The sequence below is a fragment of the Sphingomonas sp. UBA978 genome, from assembly GCF_002292295.1.
Taxonomy (GTDB): Bacteria; Pseudomonadota; Alphaproteobacteria; order Sphingomonadales; family Sphingomonadaceae; genus Sphingomonas.
Map to the genome: position 1 here is coordinate 1 of NZ_DBBS01000020.1, position 18219 is coordinate 18219.

At 65.3% G+C, this 18219-nt stretch carries 14 protein-coding genes and 7 pseudogenes; 15 read left to right on the forward strand and 6 right to left on the reverse strand.

All coding sequences use genetic code 11. From position 1 onward, the window contains the following. From B2515_RS12635 to B2515_RS12645, 3 genes and pseudogenes are all read right to left on the reverse strand, one after another. Positions 1-334, reverse strand: a pseudogene (locus tag B2515_RS12635) (electron transfer flavoprotein subunit alpha/FixB family protein); the annotation flags it as partial. Next, a complete protein-coding gene (locus tag B2515_RS12640; RefSeq protein WP_293876833.1) occupies positions 331-1080 on the reverse strand; it encodes an electron transfer flavoprotein subunit beta/FixA family protein in 750 nt (249 codons plus the stop codon). The pseudogene B2515_RS12635 and the gene B2515_RS12640, both read right to left, overlap by 4 nt. A 52-nt stretch (positions 1081-1132) precedes the next feature. Next, complete coding sequence (locus tag B2515_RS12645) at positions 1133-3556, reverse strand: GcvT family protein (protein WP_293876835.1); 2424 nt, start codon at positions 3554-3556, stop codon at positions 1133-1135. Positions 3557-3825: 269 nt separating this feature from the next. Between B2515_RS12645 and B2515_RS12650 the strand changes: the two genes are divergently transcribed. Further along, positions 3826-4140, forward strand: coding sequence for a hypothetical protein (locus tag B2515_RS12650; RefSeq protein ID WP_293876837.1), 315 nt, complete (start codon positions 3826-3828; stop codon positions 4138-4140). Here B2515_RS12650 and B2515_RS12655 read toward each other — a convergent pair. Next, positions 4108-4428, reverse strand: coding sequence for a hypothetical protein (locus B2515_RS12655; protein ID WP_293876839.1), 321 nt, complete (start codon positions 4426-4428; stop codon positions 4108-4110). The two genes, B2515_RS12650 and B2515_RS12655, sit on opposite strands and share 33 nt — an antisense overlap. A 53-nt stretch (positions 4429-4481) precedes the next feature. After that, positions 4482-5183: a transposase gene (locus tag B2515_RS12660; RefSeq protein WP_349676249.1), complete on the reverse strand. Its 702-nt coding sequence runs from the start codon at positions 5181-5183 to the stop codon at positions 4482-4484. On the opposite strand from B2515_RS12660, the pseudogene B2515_RS12665 reads away from it, so the two are divergent. The 4 genes and pseudogenes from B2515_RS12665 to B2515_RS12680 all read left to right on the forward strand — a co-directional run. Continuing rightward, a pseudogene (locus B2515_RS12665) lies at positions 5142-5462 on the forward strand (IS701 family transposase); the annotation flags it as partial. The gene B2515_RS12660 and the pseudogene B2515_RS12665 overlap by 42 nt on opposite strands. A 197-nt stretch (positions 5463-5659) precedes the next feature. Next, positions 5660-7180: a methyl-accepting chemotaxis protein gene (locus B2515_RS12670; RefSeq protein WP_293876843.1), complete on the forward strand. Its 1521-nt coding sequence runs from the start codon at positions 5660-5662 to the stop codon at positions 7178-7180. Positions 7181-7238: 58 nt separating this feature from the next. Then, positions 7239-7744 (forward strand): annotated as a pseudogene (locus tag B2515_RS12675) (helix-turn-helix domain-containing protein); the annotation flags it as partial. Then, complete coding sequence (locus B2515_RS12680) at positions 7699-8445, forward strand: ATP-binding cassette domain-containing protein (RefSeq protein ID WP_293876845.1); 747 nt, start codon at positions 7699-7701, stop codon at positions 8443-8445. The pseudogene B2515_RS12675 and the gene B2515_RS12680, both read left to right, overlap by 46 nt. 527 nt (positions 8446-8972) lie before the next feature. On the opposite strand, the pseudogene B2515_RS12685 reads toward B2515_RS12680, so the two are convergent. Next, positions 8973-9838, reverse strand: a pseudogene (locus B2515_RS12685) (IS3 family transposase); the annotation flags it as partial. 21 nt (positions 9839-9859) lie between these two features. On the opposite strand from B2515_RS12685, the gene B2515_RS12690 reads away from it, so the two are divergent. From B2515_RS12690 to B2515_RS12735, 10 genes and pseudogenes are all read left to right on the forward strand, one after another. Beyond that, positions 9860-10285, forward strand: coding sequence for a hypothetical protein (locus B2515_RS12690; RefSeq protein ID WP_293876847.1), 426 nt, complete (start codon positions 9860-9862; stop codon positions 10283-10285). 5 nt (positions 10286-10290) lie between these two features. Continuing rightward, positions 10291-11523 (forward strand): ROK family protein, encoded by a 1233-nt coding sequence (locus B2515_RS12695; RefSeq protein ID WP_293876849.1) that lies wholly within the window; start codon positions 10291-10293, stop codon positions 11521-11523. Positions 11524-11851: 328 nt separating this feature from the next. Then, positions 11852-12148 carry a helix-turn-helix domain-containing protein gene (locus tag B2515_RS12700; protein ID WP_293876851.1) on the forward strand — a complete coding sequence of 99 codons (297 nt, stop codon included), beginning with the start codon at positions 11852-11854 and terminating at the stop codon, positions 12146-12148. A 13-nt stretch (positions 12149-12161) separates the two neighbouring features. Then, complete coding sequence (locus B2515_RS12705) at positions 12162-13268, forward strand: NAD(P)-dependent alcohol dehydrogenase (protein ID WP_293876852.1); 1107 nt, start codon at positions 12162-12164, stop codon at positions 13266-13268. Between the two features lie 5 nt (positions 13269-13273). Beyond that, positions 13274-14079, forward strand: a pseudogene (locus B2515_RS12710) (NAD(P)/FAD-dependent oxidoreductase). A gap of 115 nt (positions 14080-14194) precedes the next feature. Continuing rightward, positions 14195-14799: pseudogene (locus tag B2515_RS12715) on the forward strand (nitroreductase). A gap of 160 nt (positions 14800-14959) precedes the next feature. After that, positions 14960-15076 (forward strand): annotated as a pseudogene (locus B2515_RS12720) (3-hydroxyacyl-CoA dehydrogenase); the annotation flags it as partial. Next, on the forward strand, positions 15073-15921 hold the full coding sequence (locus tag B2515_RS12725; protein WP_293876854.1) for an enoyl-CoA hydratase-related protein: 849 nt from the start codon (positions 15073-15075) through the stop codon (positions 15919-15921). The pseudogene B2515_RS12720 and the gene B2515_RS12725, both read left to right, overlap by 4 nt. Continuing rightward, positions 15918-17039, forward strand: a complete 1122-nt coding sequence (locus tag B2515_RS12730; protein ID WP_414711396.1) for an acyl-CoA dehydrogenase family protein — start codon at positions 15918-15920, stop codon at positions 17037-17039. Before B2515_RS12725 ends, B2515_RS12730 begins: the two co-directional genes overlap by 4 nt. Continuing rightward, positions 17036-18217: a thiolase family protein gene (locus tag B2515_RS12735; protein WP_293876858.1), complete on the forward strand. Its 1182-nt coding sequence runs from the start codon at positions 17036-17038 to the stop codon at positions 18215-18217. Before B2515_RS12730 ends, B2515_RS12735 begins: the two co-directional genes overlap by 4 nt. Positions 18218-18219: the final 2 nt, after the last annotated feature.

The window sequence follows — 18219 nt, forward strand, 5'->3', positions numbered from 1 at the left end:
CGCTGATCTGCATCACGTCGAGCAACGCGGCGACGCGCGGCGCGACGTTCTTGCCGGTCGTGGTCGACGGCGCGACGAAGGCGTCGTGATGCCCCATCAGTTCGACGACCAGCGGCGCGATATTCTCGGCGAGCGCATGGCCATAGGCCGCATCGTCAGCGACATGCACCTTGCCCACGCCCGCAATCTGCGCAGCGGCAGCGGCAACGCCATCGACGCCTTCGCCAGCGACCAGCAGATGCACTTCGCCGAGCTTGGCAGCGGCGGGGATGGCCGAAAGCGTCGCGTCCTTGACCGCGCCGCCCTCATGTTCAACCCATACAAGCGTCTTCATGCGGCAACTCCCATGGCCTTGAGCTTGGCAACCAGTTCATCGACATCGGCGACCTTGACGCCAGCGGTCCGCTTGGGCGGTTCGACCACCTTCAACGTCTCTAGCCGTGCGCCGATATCCACACCATAATCGGCAGGCGTCTTCTGCGCGAGCGGCTTGGACTTGGCCTTCATGATGTTGGGCAGCGACGCATAGCGCGGCTCGTTCAGGCGCAGGTCGGTGGTCACGATCGCCGGCAGCGTCAGCGCGATCGTCTCGGACCCGCCGTCGACCTCGCGGGTGACGGTCAGCGTGTCGCCGGCCACCTCGATCCGGCTGGCGAACGTGCCCTGCGCCCAGCCCATCAGCGCGGCGAGCATCTGCCCGGTCTGGCCGTTGTCGCCGTCGATCGCCTGCCGGCCGAGGATCACGAGCCCGGGCTGCACCTCGTCGGCGACGCCCTTCAGGATCTTGGCGACCGCCAGCGGCTCGACCTCGACGTCGGTTTCGACCAGCACCGCGGTATCGGCGCCCATCGCCAGCGCGGTCCGCAGCGTATCCTGCGCCCGCGCCGGCCCGATCGATACCACGACGATCTCGCTGGCGATGCCCCGCTCCTTCAGCCGGATGGCTTCCTCGACGGCGATCTCGTCGAACGGATTCATGCTCATCTTGACGTTGGCGAGGTCGATGCCGCTGCCGTCCGCCCGGACCCGCGGTTTCACATTATAGTCGATCACTCGCTTGACGGGTATCAGTACGCGCATATCGTCCTCGCACGGTGCCGGCTGGCACGGAAATGGGCAGGGAAACGGGGGCTCAGGCCTTGATGCGAAGTCCGGCCGGGTCGTACCAGGGGCGCAACTGCGCCTGCACCGCATGGCGTTGCCATGCGATCTCGACCTCGAAGTCATGCGCGTCGAGGAACGCCTGATCGACGCCGGCCTCGTGTTCGATGAACGCCATCCCCAGCGACGCCCCGAGGCGGTGACCATAGGCGCCCGACGTCACCTGGCCGACGATCCGGTCACCGATCCGGACCGGTTCGTTATGGTACATGAACGGGCCGTCGGCATCCTTCAGCCGCAACTGGACCAGTCGCCTGGTCAGCTTGCCCGCCGCCTTCTGCCGGAGCAGCGCGTCGCGGCCGATGAAGCCGCCGGGCTTGTCCATCGCGACCGCGAAGCCCAGGCCGCCCTCCAGCGGCGTATCCTCCTCGCCGACGTCATGGCTCCAGTGGCGATAGCCCTTTTCCATGCGCAGCGAATTCAGCGCGAAGAAACCGGCATTGCCCAGCCCGAACGCCGCGCCGGCCTCGACCAGCACGTCCCAGACATGCTGGGCGAACTCGGCGGGCATGTACAATTCCCACCCCAGCTCGCCGACGAAGGTGACCCGGCTCGCGCGGACCTTCGCATAGCCCAGATCGATCTCGCGGCTGGTGCCGAACGGGAACGCCGCGTTCGAGAAATCCGCCGGCGATACGGCCTGAAGCAGCGCGCGCGCCTTCGGCCCCATCACCGCCAGCATCGGCATCCCGGACGTCACGTCCACCACGAAGGCATGCGCATCGTCCGGAATATGCCGTTTCAGCCACGCCATGTCGCGACGCTGCGAGGCGGCGATGCTGACGATCATGAACGACGTTTCGGACAGGCGGGTGATGGTGACGTCCGCCTCGATCCCGCCGCGGTGGTTCAGCCACTGGGTATAGACCAGCTTGCCGACCGGCACGTCGACCTGGTTCGCGCAGACCGTGTTGAGCACCTTCAGCGCATCGCGGCCCTCGATCAGATATTTCACATAGCAGCTGAGATCGAAGACCGAGACGTTCTCGGCGACGTTCGCGCATTCCAGGGCGGTGCGCCCGAACCAGCTGGGCCGGCAATAGGAATATTCCGCGACGGGCGTGGTGCCGGGTTCGGCGAAGAAGCCCGGGCGCTCGAAGCCGTTCATCTCGGTCATCCACGCGCCGCCGGCGATCAGGCGGTCGTGGAACGGGCTGCGCCGCACGTTGCGCGCGGTTTCGAACTGCAGGTTGGGCCAGTGCATGTTGTACATCGCGCCCACCGTTTCGACGGTGCGATCATGCAGGTATTTCCGGTTGGTCTGGAACGACACGGTGCGGCGCACGTCGACATCGACCAGCTCGACCGGCGGCATCCCGTCGACGATCCAGTCCGCCAGCACCTTGCCGACCCCGCCCGACGACAGGATGCCGACCGAGTTGAATCCGCAGGCGGTGAACAGCCCCTTCACCTCCGGCGTTTCGCCCAGCAGGTAGCGGTCGTCCGGGGTGAAGCTTTCCGGGCCGTTGAAGAACAGCTGGATGCCGGCATCGGCCAGCAGCGGCACGCGGTTGATCGCCATTTCGAGGATCGGTTCGAAATGATCGAAATCCTCGGGCAGCGTATCGAAGCAGAAATCGGGCGAGATGCCGTTCATGCCCCATGGCTTGGCCTTTGGTTCGAAGCAGCCGAGCAGCAGCTTTCCGGCATCCTCCTTGTAATAGGCATGTTCGTCGCCGACGAACATCACCGGCAGGTCGCGCGGCAGTTCGGGGATATTCTCGGTCACGATGTAGAAATGCTCGGCGGCATGCAGCGGCAGGCTGACACCGATCTGCGCGGCGAGATCGCGCGACCACATGCCGCCGGTGATGACGACCTTCCTGGCGCGGATCTCGCCCTGCGCCGTCATGACGCCGACCGCCTTGCCGCCCTCGACGATGATGTTCTCGACCAGGCATTGCTCGATGATCTTCGCGCCGCCCATGCGGGCGCCCTTGGCATAGGCCATCGTCACGTCGATCGGGTTGACCTGGCCGTCGTCGGGGAACCAGAATCCGCCGACGATGTCGTCGACGTTGACCGGCGACCAGCGCTCCTTGATCTCGCCCGGCGTCACGGGCTGGACCGGCAGCCCGAAATTGCGCCCCATCGACGCGCCGCGCGCGAGTTCCTCGTAGCGCGCGGCCGTCTTGGCGAGGCGCAGCGAGCCGCGCTGGACATAGCCGGTCGCCATGCCGGTTTCCTCCTCCAGCGTGCCGAACAGCTTGCCCGTGTAGTAAGCGAGTTCGGTCATCCGCCGGTTCGCGCGCAACTGCGTCACCAGTCCCGCCGCATGCCATGTGGTCCCGCAGGTCAATTGCTTGCGTTCGAGCAACACCACATCGGATACGCCGAGTTTGGCGAGGTGATAGGCAATCGAGCAACCCGCGATACCGCCGCCGATGATAACCACTTCAGCGGAGTTGGGAATCGATGTCACTGGCCAGTTCCCTTGTTATATAGCGTGCGTGGATAGTCGGAAGTTTTATACTTTTGCATGCCTGGAAAAATATTCTGCAATACCGTAATTATTAATCATGACATGCTTTACTTGCACAGCTTATCGTTAAGTGAAATATTATATAGATTTGCATTGTCTGATATCATCGACAGTAAGCGCAATCGAGAACGTAGGAAAATACCCCTCATGTGGTATGGCTTTCCGTTCGGTGATTATATACCTTGCGTAAAAAGTACCAGATGCCGGAAAAGCCAAGCCCGGCCGTGGGACAGATTACCGATGCGATGATCGTTGCCGGGCGTGATGTGATTTTCCGCGAACTGACCTATCCCGACATTGACGACATCGGCTTTTACAAGCCGGCCACGGTGTCGAAAGCTGTTTTCTGTTCAATGCTCGCCGTGCAACGTGTCGATAAAGTTCAGAACGCTCATCTCGAGGGCCCTGAACGTTTCGGAAACCTTATCGATGTCGGCAGTGTTCCAGACATCTGGGCATACCCATCAACGTGTATCAGGGCGCTGATAATGGCATGAGGGAGCCGCTGCGGGTGCCATTGGCGGGCTGATCAGGCCGTTCTTGGGGGGCATGACCGAAACCTGTTCGCCAGGCGCAGCTATCCCATGGCGGCGCGTCGTTCGTGGAAAGATCCGGCGGTCGATGTCGTAGACCAGGTTCGCGAGGCCGGCCTTTATCTCGGCGCAAGCGATGCCGATGGTGCGGATGAACAGCCCCATCTGCTCCTTCTGGCGGGCAAAGACGTGCTCGATGCGGGCCCGCACGGCGGAGCGTTTCGCGTTGGCACCGGCGGTGCGCGGCGACATCGGCTTGCCCCTGGGTTTCTTGCGGTGGATGCGACTGACCCGGCCCAGCGATTTCAGCCAGGCTTCGTTGGCGCGGCTGCGTACGCCGTATCCGCCCAGACATCGGAGGCGGTGTTGTCGCGGGTGACCACGTCGCGCAGCATGCGCCCGTCGAAGCGCGCACCATCGGTGACTTTGCCGCGTCGGATGAAGCCGTAGCGCCGGCAGATCGCGATGCTGCTTTCATACCCGAAGCCGGGAATGGCGATGTCGATCCCCGGCCTGCCGTCGGGCAACATGGGCGCCTTGGCGAACTTCAGCGTCCAGCGCGCATCGGTATCCTTCTGCGCCGCCCTAGCCGGCTCGTTCGGCCAGATCTCCGCCGCGGTTCTGCCGGCCTTGATCGCTTGCCTCTCGGCCGCGGTATTGCGCTGTTTGGGCGGGGCCACCAGCGTGGCGTCGACGATTTGCCCTCCTATCCCAGTCCTGAGCGAAGTCGAAAGGGGCAAGTACCCATGCTCGCGCAAGGATCGGTCAACGGCGGCGAACAGCGTATCGATCGCCCCGGCGCGCGTCAGCTTCTCGTGGAACAGCCGGATCGTGTTCTCATCCGGCGTCGGTGCGCCCGGATCGAAGCCCGGAAACCGCAGCCAGCGCTGTCGGTCGCGGATCAGGAACGCCATGCGCGCATCGCGCACCGTGTTCTGCGCTGCCAGGATCAGGATCTTGAACATCGCCTGTCGGCCGGCCAAGGCACCAAAGGCGAACGATTCCATGACTGGGCCTATTTCGAACTCGCCGATCTCGAGGCCGACGAATACGCCGACGGCGCGTCCGGCACATGGACCAGAGGACTGCTGATCCGCCGCCACATCGCCGATGATGACCTCGCCTTCTTCACCACCTGGCGTCCGGCCGGTACGATCATCGAAACCCTCATTGACATCAAGGGGCATCGCTGGGCAATCGAGGACAGCTTCGCGATGCTGGCGGCGATCCGCACCCGCGCCAATGCCACGTCCTCAAAAAGAACCCGGACGAGATCACAGACCTGATCCGCTGGTCCGTGCAGGAAATTCGCCGCGTCACCATCAGACTGGCTCAGCGCCGTATCTAATCCCGCCACGTCATCGCATGGTCATGCTGGCGACGCGCCCGTCAAGCTGCCGCACGACGCGCACATATCCGCTCAAAAACGCAACTGTAATGCTAGGGGATCGCCCTATCAAAATAAGCCGGCAACATAACCGGAATGGCCGGATCGTTTCTACAATATGGGAACGCAACCCTGGCCGAGATGATCCGCATGTTATATGTAATTGGAAAAGAACGACAAGGATCCCTGGAATGGCTTGATATGTTGGCGTCGTCCTGTGGGGTGGGTCTGTGGGACGCCGTATTCCATGAGGGCGATTCCCTGCACCCAGAGGCGCGCTGGATATGGTCGGCCGAGTTCCGCCGCCTGTTGGGGTTTGAAACGGAGGTCGATTTCCCCAACGTCGCTCAATCCTGGTCGGATCGTCTACATCCGGACGACGCCGAACACGCATTTGCGATATTTGGCGCGGCTGCTGCCTCAGGGTCGCGCTATGACACGACGTACCGCATGAAGATGAAAAACGGTACGTATCGCTGGTTCCATGCAACCGGAAGCGTCTTGCTGGACAAGAACGGCCGGGGGCGCCGGGCTTGCGGCTCGCTGGTGGACATCCATGAAGCCCGGTTGCTTCAGCACGAACAGCAGCGATCGGTCGAACAGATCGTCGAGATCACGAAACGCCTTGCGGCCGGCGACCTGACCGCATCGCTCGGCGACGATTTTCCCGAAAGCATGACCACGCTGAAGACAAGTCTCAATACGGCCTTGCACAATCTGCGTGAAATGATCGGATCGGTCTCGGACAGCGCCATCGTGATCAACACGGGGTCGAACCAGATCGCACAGGCATCCGAGGATTTTGCGCGCCGTACCGAGAGCAACGCGGCCTCGCTGGAGGAAACCGCTGCGGCGCTGGCACAGATGGATGGCCGGCTCAAGGCATCGGCAGTCGCGGCTGGCCGAACGGTGGAATGCGCCGATCAGGCGGGTACGACGGTGGGCGCCGGTCGCGCCGTGGCGGACGAAGCGGTGCAGGCGATGGAACGGGTGTCGGGAAGTGCAAAGGGCATAGACAACGTCATCGAGGGAATGGACAAGATCGCGTTCCAGACCCGCGTGCTGGCCATGAACGCAGCCGTCGAGGCCGGGCGGGCCGGCGATGCGGGTCGGGGTTTCGCGGTCGTCGCCGACCTTGTGTCGGCACTGGCGATGCGGGCGGAGGAAGAGGCCAAGCGCGCCCGTGACCAGCTTACCGTCACGCAGGCCGAAATCATCACTGCGGTACATGCCGTAACCGAGGTTGATGGCGCGCTTGCCGCGATATCGGGCGATGTCGCGCAGGTGCACGACCTGCTGTCGACGATGGCGGCGGACAACCAGGCGCAGTCGGCGGCGATCACGCAGATCTCGTCGGCGATCGGGACGATGGACCAGTCGACGCAGCAGAACGCGGCGATGGTCGAGGAGACATCGGCGGCTGCGCGCAACTTGGCCAGCGAAGTGGGCAGCCTCGCCGAACAGACGGGACGGTTCAAGGTCGGCAACGATGGTCGTTCCGCACCGGCGCGCAGACCCGACTATGCGACGCCGGCGGCGTACACCGCGCCGATCAGGCCGCTGCCGGCCGCCATCCGGGCGGTGGCGCGCACGGACGACAACTGGACGTCGTTCTAGTCATCTGGAACTGAAGTAAGCGTCATTGTAAGATGTGCGTTCTGGACAGGGGCGCGGCATGGCGGATGGGCGTGGTCGGCGGACGGCTCCTCTGGTTCTTGAACCGGAGGAACGTGAGTATCTGGAGCGGCAGGTCCGCCGACGTCGGGTGGCTCGCTCGATGTTCGAGCGGTGCGGATCATCCTGCGCTGTGCGGACGGCACCCCGAGCAAGGTCGTTGCCGCCGGGCTGGGCGTACATGAGTATACCGTTGGCAAGTGGCGGCGGCGATTCCCGAACGAGCGTGTCGAAGGACTTCTGGACGAGGCTCGACCCGGCCGGTCGCGTACGATCGAAGACGATCAGGCTGCCGCTTTGATCGAGCGGACGCTGCGCTCGACGCCTGCCGATGCGACCCACTGGCCGATCCGCTCGATGGCGGGCGTCACCGGCTTCTCCCATACCACGATCCGACGCATCTGGACGGCGTTCGGGTTGCAGCCGCATCGCTCGGAGACGTTCAAGCTGTCGAGCGACCCTTGTTCGTCGAAGGTGCGCGACATCGTCGGGCTCTATCGGTCACCATTCCCGCCGGGCAGCGCATCGGGCTGGTCGGACCATCGGGACCGGGAAAGACCAGCTTCGTGAAGCTGGTCCAGCGGCTGTACGACGTGGACGCCGGCCGGGTGACGATCGATAGTCAGGACGTGGGGCACGCGACGCAGGCATCGCTGCGGCGGCAGGTCGCTATCGTGCCGCAGGAGCCGGTGCTGTTCCACCGCACGCTCGCCGAGAACATCGGTTATGGGAGCGCGGACGCAACCCAGACGGAGATCGAGGAGGAGGCGCGGCTCGCCAACGCGCACGACTTCATCGTGGCGCTGCCCAAGGGAAATCGCACTCGGGTCGGCGAGCGCAGGGTGAAGCTGTCAGGTGGTGAGCGCCAGCGTGTCGCCATTGCGCGCGCCTTCCTGGCCGACGCACCGATCCTGATCCTCGACGAGGCGACCTCCAGTCTCGATTCCCGAGTCCGAGGGGGCGATCCAGCAGGCGATGGAGCGGCTGATGGTGAACCGCACCGCGATCGTCATTGCGCACCGGTTGTCGACGGTGCGTGCGCTCGATTGGATCCTCGTCTTCTCGGGGGACGGATCGTCGAGGACGGCACGCACGACGCTCTCCTTGGAACAGGCGACGGGCATTATCGCCGCCTGTTCGAGCGGCAGGCGGGAACGGCAGCGCCGGTGATCGTGATGGATCAGATGGATCAGACTGCTGACCGATAACGGATCAGGTTCGATGACTGACTACGGTAGGTGGATCAAGCTTATCGATCCTCTTGAATGGAGGCGCGTCGCGGAGGCGGCTCCGGTACAAAGGCGAGGCAAGGAGATTGCCTGCGTCCAATGGTGCTCGATGTCCTCCTCACGCAACTGACGATGTAGGCATTCCCGGAGGCAGTGCACTACGATCGACCGACAGGGCAGGAGATCTGGTAAGCATTCCTATCGAGGCTGTTCCAAATTCATAAGAAGCAGGTCGTAAGCCGTTACACACCGAACGAAACATGGCTTAGATCCACGCTGTGATTGATTGTCGGTCTCGGTGGTATCCTGTCCCCGCAACCAAACATCACAATGCCACAACCGCCCCGGACATCCCGCGGCGGTTTTTTTGCCTTTTTTCTACACATTAGCCCTCGGTCAGGGTCTCTCATCGCGTCCGAGGCGACACCTCTGGATGCCAGAACGTCGATTTGCCTTTGGGGGTATTTTCGTGGGTATCTTTGCCCCCTCTGACCTGCTCCCCGTTTTCAGGCCGCTGATAATTTAGCTTCGGTGTCCATATGCCCCTGGCGGGGGCGGTTCGTAAAATCAGTGGGTGCCAACCCGCCCAGGCTGCTGTGCGGACGCACGGTGTCGTAGTCGGTCCGCCATGCCTCGATCAGGACCCTTGGCCTCGGCGAGGCTGTAGAAGATCTCGCCATTGAGCAGTTCGTCGCGCAGGGAGCCGTTAAAACTCTCGTTGTAGCCGTTTTCCCATGGCGAGCCTGGCGTGATGTAGAGCGTTTTCACGCCCATCTACCCGAGCCAGGTCTGGACCGCGGTGGCGATGAATTCGCTGCCGTTATCAGACCTGATATGGGCTGGCGGGCCCCGCTCGATAAACAGCTCGGCAAGTGCCGCCAGCACATCCTCATGGTTGAGCCAGCGCGCAACCACCAGCGCCAGGCACTCTCGGCTGGCCTCGTCGATGAGGGTGAGGATGCGCAACTTGTGCCCGTCGTGGGTGCGCCCCTCGACGAAGTCGTATGCCCATACATGACCCGGATACTCCGGTCGCAGCCTGATGCACGAACCGTCATTCAAACCACAGCCGCCCGCGTTTTGGCTGCTTCTGCGGCACCTTCAGCCCTTCGCGCCGCCAGATCCGTTCCACCCGCTTGTGGTTCACCGACCAGCCCGCCGCATGCAACAGCGCAGTCACCCAACGATAGCCGTAGCGCCCGTACTGTCTGGCCAGCACGACAATATCGTCCGTCAGCAGTTGCTCGTCATCTGCCCCGCACGGGACCTTGCGCTGCGTCGACCGGTGTTGGCCGAGCACGCGGCATACCCGCCGCTCGGACACGTCCAGCACCTCTCGAACCTGGTCGATGCAGCGTCGGCGCCGTGCGGGGCGAGCGGCACATCGGTCCTTTTGCTGCTGATCGCCGGCCGGACGTTATCGGCGTTCCTGCCGATCCGCATCGGATCGCCGCGCCGTGGGCTCATGCTGCTGGCGGCCGCCTATGGCGGCGCGGCGGCGGTGGCTGCCGGATTCGCGTTCGGTGCCGCGCCGGGCATGCTGGTGCTGCTCGGCCTGTCGCTGGGGGCGACCAACCTCGTCGGTTGGGCATTGCTGCCCGCGATGGCGGACGGTCCGGGCGGCTATGGCGTGTACACGATGACGTCGAAGCTGGCGCTGGGGGCGGCCGGGCTGGCGCTGGCGGGAGGACTGGGGCGGTCACCGGCCTTCTCACCCGATGGCTTTGCGCGGTTCGCCTGGATTGTCGCGGTCGCGTGCATCGTCGCGGCCCTGCTCGCCGGGCTACGCTTGACTTCACCGGCGGTGCGACGCTTCTGATCGACATGAATGGCATCACAGCGGGCGAATTCCCGCCCCGATTCCTGCGCGATGACGGCCGGCGCACGGCCACCACCAACGAACGGGTGATGGTCGACCTGCTGTCGCGATACGGACCGGCGAGCCGTGCAGACCTGGCACGCTGGACCGGCCTTGCGCCGCATTCGATCACGCGGCTGGTCGAACCTTTGCTGGCGCGGGGACTGCTCAGCGAGAGCGCGCCGGTCGCAATGGGACGCGGCAAGCCCGCGACCAAAATATCGCTGGTCGGCGCTGCCGCCTTTTCGGTCGGGGTGTCGGTGATGACCGATGCCGTGTCGCTGGTGCTGCTCGACCTCGCCGGGACCGTATCGGGCGCCTGCGCCGAACGCCTGGACGATACGGACCTGCCGACGGCCTGTGCGCAGATCGACCGGATGATGCAGGGCGCGATCGCCGCCGACGGTCGGGACCCGTCCACGCTGATCGGCATCGGCGTGGGCGTCACCGGCTATTTTATCGGCGACGGTGCACGGCTCAATCCGCCGCGGTTGCTCGATCCATGGGCGTTGCTGCCGCTCGACACGATCCTGGCAGAGGCCTTCGGTCACAAGGTGTGGATCGACAACGACGGCAACGTCGCGGCGATCGGCGAGGCGATGCTGGGGCAGGGCCGCGAGGCGCGCGATTTCGCCTATCTGTATTTCTCCGCGGGGTTCGGCGGCGGCGTCGTCTCCAACGGTCAGTTGCTGCGCGGTCGCCACGGCAATGCGGGCGAATTCGCCTCCATCCTGCCGGCCGATTGGCAGCAGCCCAATCTGGAAGCGTTGCGCACGGCGTTTGCCGATGGGGGGGGTGCCTATCCCGATCTCCATGCCATGCTTGGCGGGTTCGATCCCGGACATGCCGCGGTCGACGCATGGCTCGACGCGATCATGCCCTCGCTCGATCTGGTCGCCTCCTCCATATCCGCGACGCTCGACCCCGAGGCGATCGTGCTGGGCGGGCGCCTGCCGGACGAACTGGCGCGGCGGATCATCGAACGCATTACCTTCATCAATCCCGACCGGCGAGGGCATCGCCGCCCGTCTGCGCGGGTCGTCGCGTCGATGATCGATGGCGACGCGGCCGCGATCGGCTCGGCCACGCTCCCGCTGAAGGCGGCCTTCTTTCCCTTGCTCGACACGTCTGCCGGGGGTGGGGGCGGGGATCGCTTGGCCGGCGGAACTGCAGGGTACGGCATGGCAACCGGAGGCTGATGTATTCTCAGTGTTTGGCCCGCCTGTTAATACGAGAAAGAACCCTGCGCGTCGGGCCGCTCGCTGCCCCTTGGCGACTGATGCGTAACATCGAGGGTCTCAACAGCGTGCTTCTGCTGGACCGGTTAGTAGCTTCGCCGATCCGCTCGGCATCGCGCTTACACGCCAGATACTGAGCGAACTCTACGGCGAGCAGACGCCCGAGCGGACGTCGTACATCGGCACGCTGCTCGACGCGCTGAAGGCGCATACGCTTCGTGGTCCGGCGCCTACCGGGGAAGCGCTGTTCCCGAGCGCCGACTTCTCCGCCTATCGCATCCATCAGATCATGAACGATATCCAGACCCATCCCGAACACGAGCATTCGCTCGAAGCCCTTTCCGCTCAGGCGGGCCTGACCCCGTCGCACTTCTGCCGCGTCTTCAAGCGCGCGACGGGCGCGACGCCACACCAGTATGTGATGAAGGCGCGCCTCGACCGCGCGCGGGATCTTCTGGGTCAGTCGGACCTCTCCGTCGCGCAGGTGGCCGAGATGACCGGCTTCACGAGCCAGAGCCACTTCACGCGCGCTTTCCGCCAGTATGCCGGTCACACGCCGAGCGGCTGGCGACACACCATCCAGTAGACAGAGGTACATCATGCAGACCACCGCCGCGGTCGCCCGGGAGGCCAAGGGTGATTTCACGATCGAGACGGTGGACGTGGGGGAACCTCGCGATGGCGAGGTTCTCGTCCGCATCGCTGGGGTCGGGCTCTGCCACACGGACATCGTGTTCCGCGACCAGTTCGTGCCGTATCCCCTGCCGGCCGTGCTAGGCCATGAAGGCGCCGGTGTCATCGAGGCCGTCGGCGGCGGCGTGACCGGGCTCGCCCCAGGCGACCGGGTTGTGCTCGGCTTCTCGAGCTGCGGCCATTGCGCACGCTGTGACGAGGGGCTGCCGAGCTACTGTCGCGAGTTCCCTCCGTTGAACTATGCCGGCATGCGGCTGGACGACGGATCGAAGGCCTTCTCCAGCGGCGACGAGCCGATCTCGTCCCACTTCTTCGGCCAGTCGAGCTTCGCCGCCCGCGCCATCGTGCGAGCACGCAACGTCGTGAAGGTCGATGATCCAGGCGCGCCGCTCGAGATCCTGGGCCCGCTCGGCTGCGGATTCCAGACGGGGGCCGGCGGCGTCATGCGGTCCATGGCCTGTCCGGCCGGCTCTTCCATCGCCATCGTTGGCGGTGGGCCGGTCGGTCTGGCCGCCGTCATGGGGGCAAAGATCCAGGAGTGCTCGACGATCGTCCTGATCGAACCTGTCGAAGCACGTCGGAACCTCGCAATCGAGCTCGGGGCGACGCACGTCATAGATCCCACCGCCAACGGGGTCGCAGCCGCTCTGCGTGCCATCCATGCCGACGGCGTCGATTACGCCTTCGATACCAGCGGCCGCGTCGACGCCATTCAGGCAGTGCTCGAGGCGCTCGCACCGCGCGGCATGCTAGGCCTGGTGGGCGTACCCCCGAGCGCGGAAGACGCGCTGCCCGTCAATATCGCAGCCATGATCACCTTCGGCCAGCGTCTGATCGGCATCATGGAAGGCGACAGCGACCCGCAGACGTTCATCCCGGAGCTCATTGCGGCACATCGTGACGGCCGCTTCCCGTTCGACCGTCTGATCCGGACATACCCGCTCGCCGAGATCAACGAGGCCGTCGCCGCGCAGAAGCGGGGCGACTGCGTCAAGGTGGTGCTGATCCCGTGACCGCGATCCGCTACGACGTCGTGATCGTCGGCGGCGGTCATGCCGGCGCGCAGGCTGCCATCTCACTTCGGCAGGAGAGGTTTGCCGGAACCATCGCCATCGTCGGTGCCGAACCGGAGCTGCCGTACGAGCGGCCTCCGCTTTCGAAGGAGTACCTCGCCGGCGAGAAGACGTTCGAGCGCATGCTGATCCGTCCGGCGACGTTCTGGGCCGAGCGCGGAGTGGAGATGATTCTTGGTCGCCAGGTCACGCGTGTCGATGCCGGGAGCTGCTGGCCGCCGACGTCGTCATCGTTGGGATCGGCATCGTCCCCGCGATCGAGCCCGTGGTGACCGCGGGAGCCGAGAGCGGGAACGGGATCGTCGTCGACGAGGGCTGCCGGACGACGCTCCCGAACATCTACGCGGTCGGCGACTGCGCCGCCCACGTCAACCGGTTCGCTGACGGCGCACGGATACGTCTCGAGTCGGTGCAGAACGCCAACGACCAGGCCGTCACCGCCGCGCGCAACATCGCGGGCGGCGAGGCGAGGTATGATGCAGTTCCATGGTTCTGGTCCAACCAGTACGATCTCAGGCTTCAGACGGTCGGGCTCTCCGTCGGACATGACAAGGCCGTGGTGCGTGGCGATCCCGCTACCCGCAGCTTCTCGGTCGTCTACCTGCGGGGCGGACGTGTCGTCGCCATCGATGCCGTCAACGCCGTCCGCGACTTCGTTCAGGGCAAGGCGCTAGTAGCAGGCGGAGCGGTGATATCACCCGACCTGCTCGCCGATGCCGCCCGCCCCCTCAAGGAACTCGTCACCGGTTGACGGGGGTCCGGTCGGATAGGACGGATGAGGGCATCATGGACGAGGAAGGAAGAAAGTGCAGCTGAAGGACGCGATCGCCGCGAGGCGCTCGGTGCGGGGCTTCCTGCCGACGCCGGTGGCTGCCAATACACTCCAGTCCATCGCCGTGGAAGCAGCGCGAGCGGCTTCCGGCGGGAACCTCCAGCCATGGCACGTCGACATCGTGACCGACGCGTCGCTTGCCGAGCTGAAGTCCGTAATGGCAACGAAGCTCGCCAAGGGCGAGGTCGAGGTGCACGGCTACGACATCTATCCTGCGGCCCTCGACGGTCTGTACGATCAGCGAAGAAGAGCTGTCGGCGAGGCGCTTTACGGGCACATCGGCATACCGAGGGAAGATAGAGCACGCCGTAAGACATGGTTCGCTCGGAATTTCGCGCTGTTCGGCGCCCCGGCCGCCTACTTCGTCAGTGTCGAGCGGCGGATGGGCCGCCGCAGTGGGCGGACCTGGGCATGTTCCTGCAGAACCTGATGCTTATCGCGGTCGACGAAGGCTTGGCGACCTGTCCGCAGGAAGCCTGGGCGATGTACCCGGCGACCATGGAAGGCTTTCTTGGCATACCCGCCGACCGCATGCTGTTCTGCGGCGTCGCTATAGGCGTCGAGGATCCGGGCGATCCAGCGAACAGGACGCGAAGCGACCGCGCACATTTCTCGGAGTGGCTCCGCCATCATCGCTGATCGACAGGATCACCGACCCGTGGACAGGCTGCATCCAACGGCAGTCCTCCGGCGGATGCAGCGCTTCATGGCGATCAGGCGCAGTACTGGTCTCGCAGCTTGCGCTTGAACAGCTTGCCTGTCGGTTCCCGCGGCAGCTCATCCATGAAGTCGACGCGCTTCGCGCCTCGGCCAGCCGGACGAGTACGCGCAGCTCGTTGAGTCGATCGTGACCAATCCGATGCTCAACGGCGAGACGATCCGGCTGGACGGTGCCATCCGCATGGCGCCGCGATGAGCGGGACAGGTCCCGCGCCGACGGAACGCGCCGGCGAGATCGGCGCGCGCGTCGAGGCGTTCGTGCGCGAAACGGTAGCCCCGTACGAGCACGACCCCAGGCGGGACGCTCACGGCCCGAGCGACGTGCTTGTTGCGGAACTGCGCGCGAAAGCCCGCGAGGCGCACGAAGAGCTGGCGGCCGTGTTCGACGCGTTCGCCGCCGATCCGGATCAGTGGGTCGCGATCATCACGGGGTCGGGCTTGAAGGCGTTCTGCGCAGGTCATGACCTCAAGCAGCAGGCGTCGGGCGGCGGAATGGCGACGCCTCCGAGCGGCTTCGCCGGACTCACCTCCCGCTTCGACATGACCAAGCCGGTCATCGCGGCGGTCAACGGCGTCGCGATGGGCGGCGGCTTCGAGATCGTGCTCGCCTGCGACATCGTAGTCGCCGTCGCGAGTGCCTCGTTCGCGCTGCCGGAACCGCGCGTCGGTCTCGCGGCACTTGCGGGCGGACTGCAGCGGCTGCCGCGCAGCATCGGCCTGAAGCACGCGATGGGGATGATGCTGACCGGCCGGCGGGTGACGGCCGAGGAAGGCATGCGGCTGGGTTTCGTCAACGAGGTCGTCGAAGACGACGTGGTGGAGGCGGCGAAGCGCTGGGCTCAGGACATTCTCGCCTGCAGTCCCATGGCTATCAGGGCGACCAAGGAGGCCGTGCTGCGGGGGCTGGACGAACCGACCGAGGTATTTCTCCACCGGCAGTGGTCGATGCCCGCCATGACGGCGATGCTCGCCTCCCAGGACGCAGTGGAGGGCCCCGCGGCCTTCGCCGCCAAGCGGTCGCCCGAATGGGGTGGGCGATGACCAACGCGCTGGATCAGGCCGCGAACGCCGGAACGACGCCGGTACGGCCGGCGAGCCACAGCTTCGAGGCGGCCGGGGGCTACCCGCCCGAACTCTTCCGCGAGCTAGGCGGCCTCGGCATGATGGGCATGACCGCGCCGACCGACGCTGGCGGAGCCGGAGCGGACTATGTCTCCTATGCGCTGGCCCTGATCGAAGTGGCTGCGGCGGATGGTGCGCTGTCGACCATCGTCTCCATCCAGAACTCGATTATGGTCACCGGGCTGCTGAAGGACGGCTCGCAGGTCCAGCGCGATTCGTGGCTACCCAGACTGGTGTCCGGGGAGGCGATCGGCGCCTTCGCGCTGACCGAGGCGGACGCCGGTTCCGACGCCGCGGCCATTCGAACACGGGCGGTCAGGGTCGACGGGGGATGGCGCATCGACGGTGCCAAGCAGTTCATCACCTCGGGACGGATCGCATCGGTCGTCATGGTGATCGCCGTCACCGACCCTGATGCCGGCCGGAAGGGCATATCGGCATTCCTCGTACCCACCGACACGCCCGGCTATTCGGTCGACAAGGTGGAACACAAGCTGGGGCAGTCGGCGTCGGATACCTGCGGCATCCGCTTCGAGAACTGCGTCGTGTCGGACGATGCCCTTCTCGGCGAGGAGGGGCGCGGCTACTCGATCGCCCTGTCGAATCTGGAGGCCGGGCGCATCGGCATCGCGGCGCAGTCGGTGGGCATGGCCCAAGCCGCGCTCGAAACTGCAGTGACGTATGCACGCGACCGCCGGAGCTTCGGCAAGTCCATCATCGAGCATCAGGCGGTCGGCTTCCGTCTTGCGGACCTCGCCACGCAGCTCGAGGCGTCTCGTCAGCTCGTGCTGCACGCAGCAGCGCTGAAGGACGGCGGGGAGCCGGCGCTGCAGGCGGCGTCGATGGCCAAGCTGTTCGCGTCGGAAGCGGCCGAAGCCATCGTGTCGGGCGCGATCCAGACCCTCGGCGGCTATGGCTATCTGGAGGAGTTCGGTCTGGCCAAGATCTATCGCGACGTCCGCGTCTGCCAGATCTACGAAGGGACGTCAGACGTTCAGCGCATGGTGATCGCTCGCGGGCTGGGGCAGGCGGCATGACCGATGCCGTAATCATCGCCGGATATGCACGCACACCCATGGGCGGATTCCAGGGCGCGCTGTCGGGCGTAAGCTCTGTCGAGCTCGGCGCTGTCGCCGTTCGCGCAGCCGTCGAACGGGCCGGTATCGTGCCGGACGACGTCGAACGGATCTATATGGGCTGCGTGCTGCCCGCAGGCCTCGGTCAGGCACCGACTCGCCAGGCTGCCCTTCGAGCCGGACTACCGGAGTCGGTAGAGGCCACCACGGTGAACAAGATGTGCGGCTCGGGCATGCAGGCAGCGATCATGGCGGTCGACGCCCTGGCCTCGGCGAATGTCGAGATCGTCGTCGCCGGCGGTATGGAGAGCATGTCCAATGCCCCGTTCCTGCTGCCGAAGCATCGGTCCGGCGCTCGCATCGGCCATGACCGCGTGATCGACTCCATGATGATGGACGGACTCGAGGACGCATACCAGCCCGGCAAGCCGATGGGGGCCTTCGCGGAGGATACGGCGCGCCAGTATCAATTCACCCGCGAAGAGCAGGACGCGTTCGCGCTTGAGAGCCTCTCTCGAGCACAAGAGGCGATCGCCACCGATGCCTTCGCCGGGGAGATCGCAGCCGTCTCCGTCACCACGCGGAGAGGCGTCGTCGAGGTGGCCGAGGACGAGCAGCCCGGCAACGCCAGGCCCGAAAAGGTCCCCGAGCTGCGGCCGGCGTTCGCCGGCGACGGGACGATCACGGCCGCGACATCTGCTTCGATCTCCGACGGCGCTGCGGCGCTCGTCCTTGTCCGGGAAAGCGTTGCAGACGAACGGGGCATCCCCAAACTGGCGCGGATCGTCGCGACGGCCGGCCATGCGCATGCCCCCGCACTGTTCACGACCGCCCCGGTCCCGGCCATCCGCAAGGTGCTCGAAAAGGCCGGCTGGCAGGTCGGGGACGTGGATCTGTTCGAGGTAAACGAGGCGTTCGCAGTCGTCGCGATGATCGCAATGCGGGAACTCGGCATCCCGCGTGAGCGGATCAACGTGAACGGCGGCGCGACGGCGCTGGGTCACCCCATCGGTGCGAGTGGCGCAAGGATTATCGTGACGCTTGCCGCTGCGCTCAAGGCGCGGGGCGCAACGCGCGGCGTGGCCGCGCTGTGCATCGGCGGCGGCGAGGCGACGGCGGTCGCGATCGAACTGCTCTGACG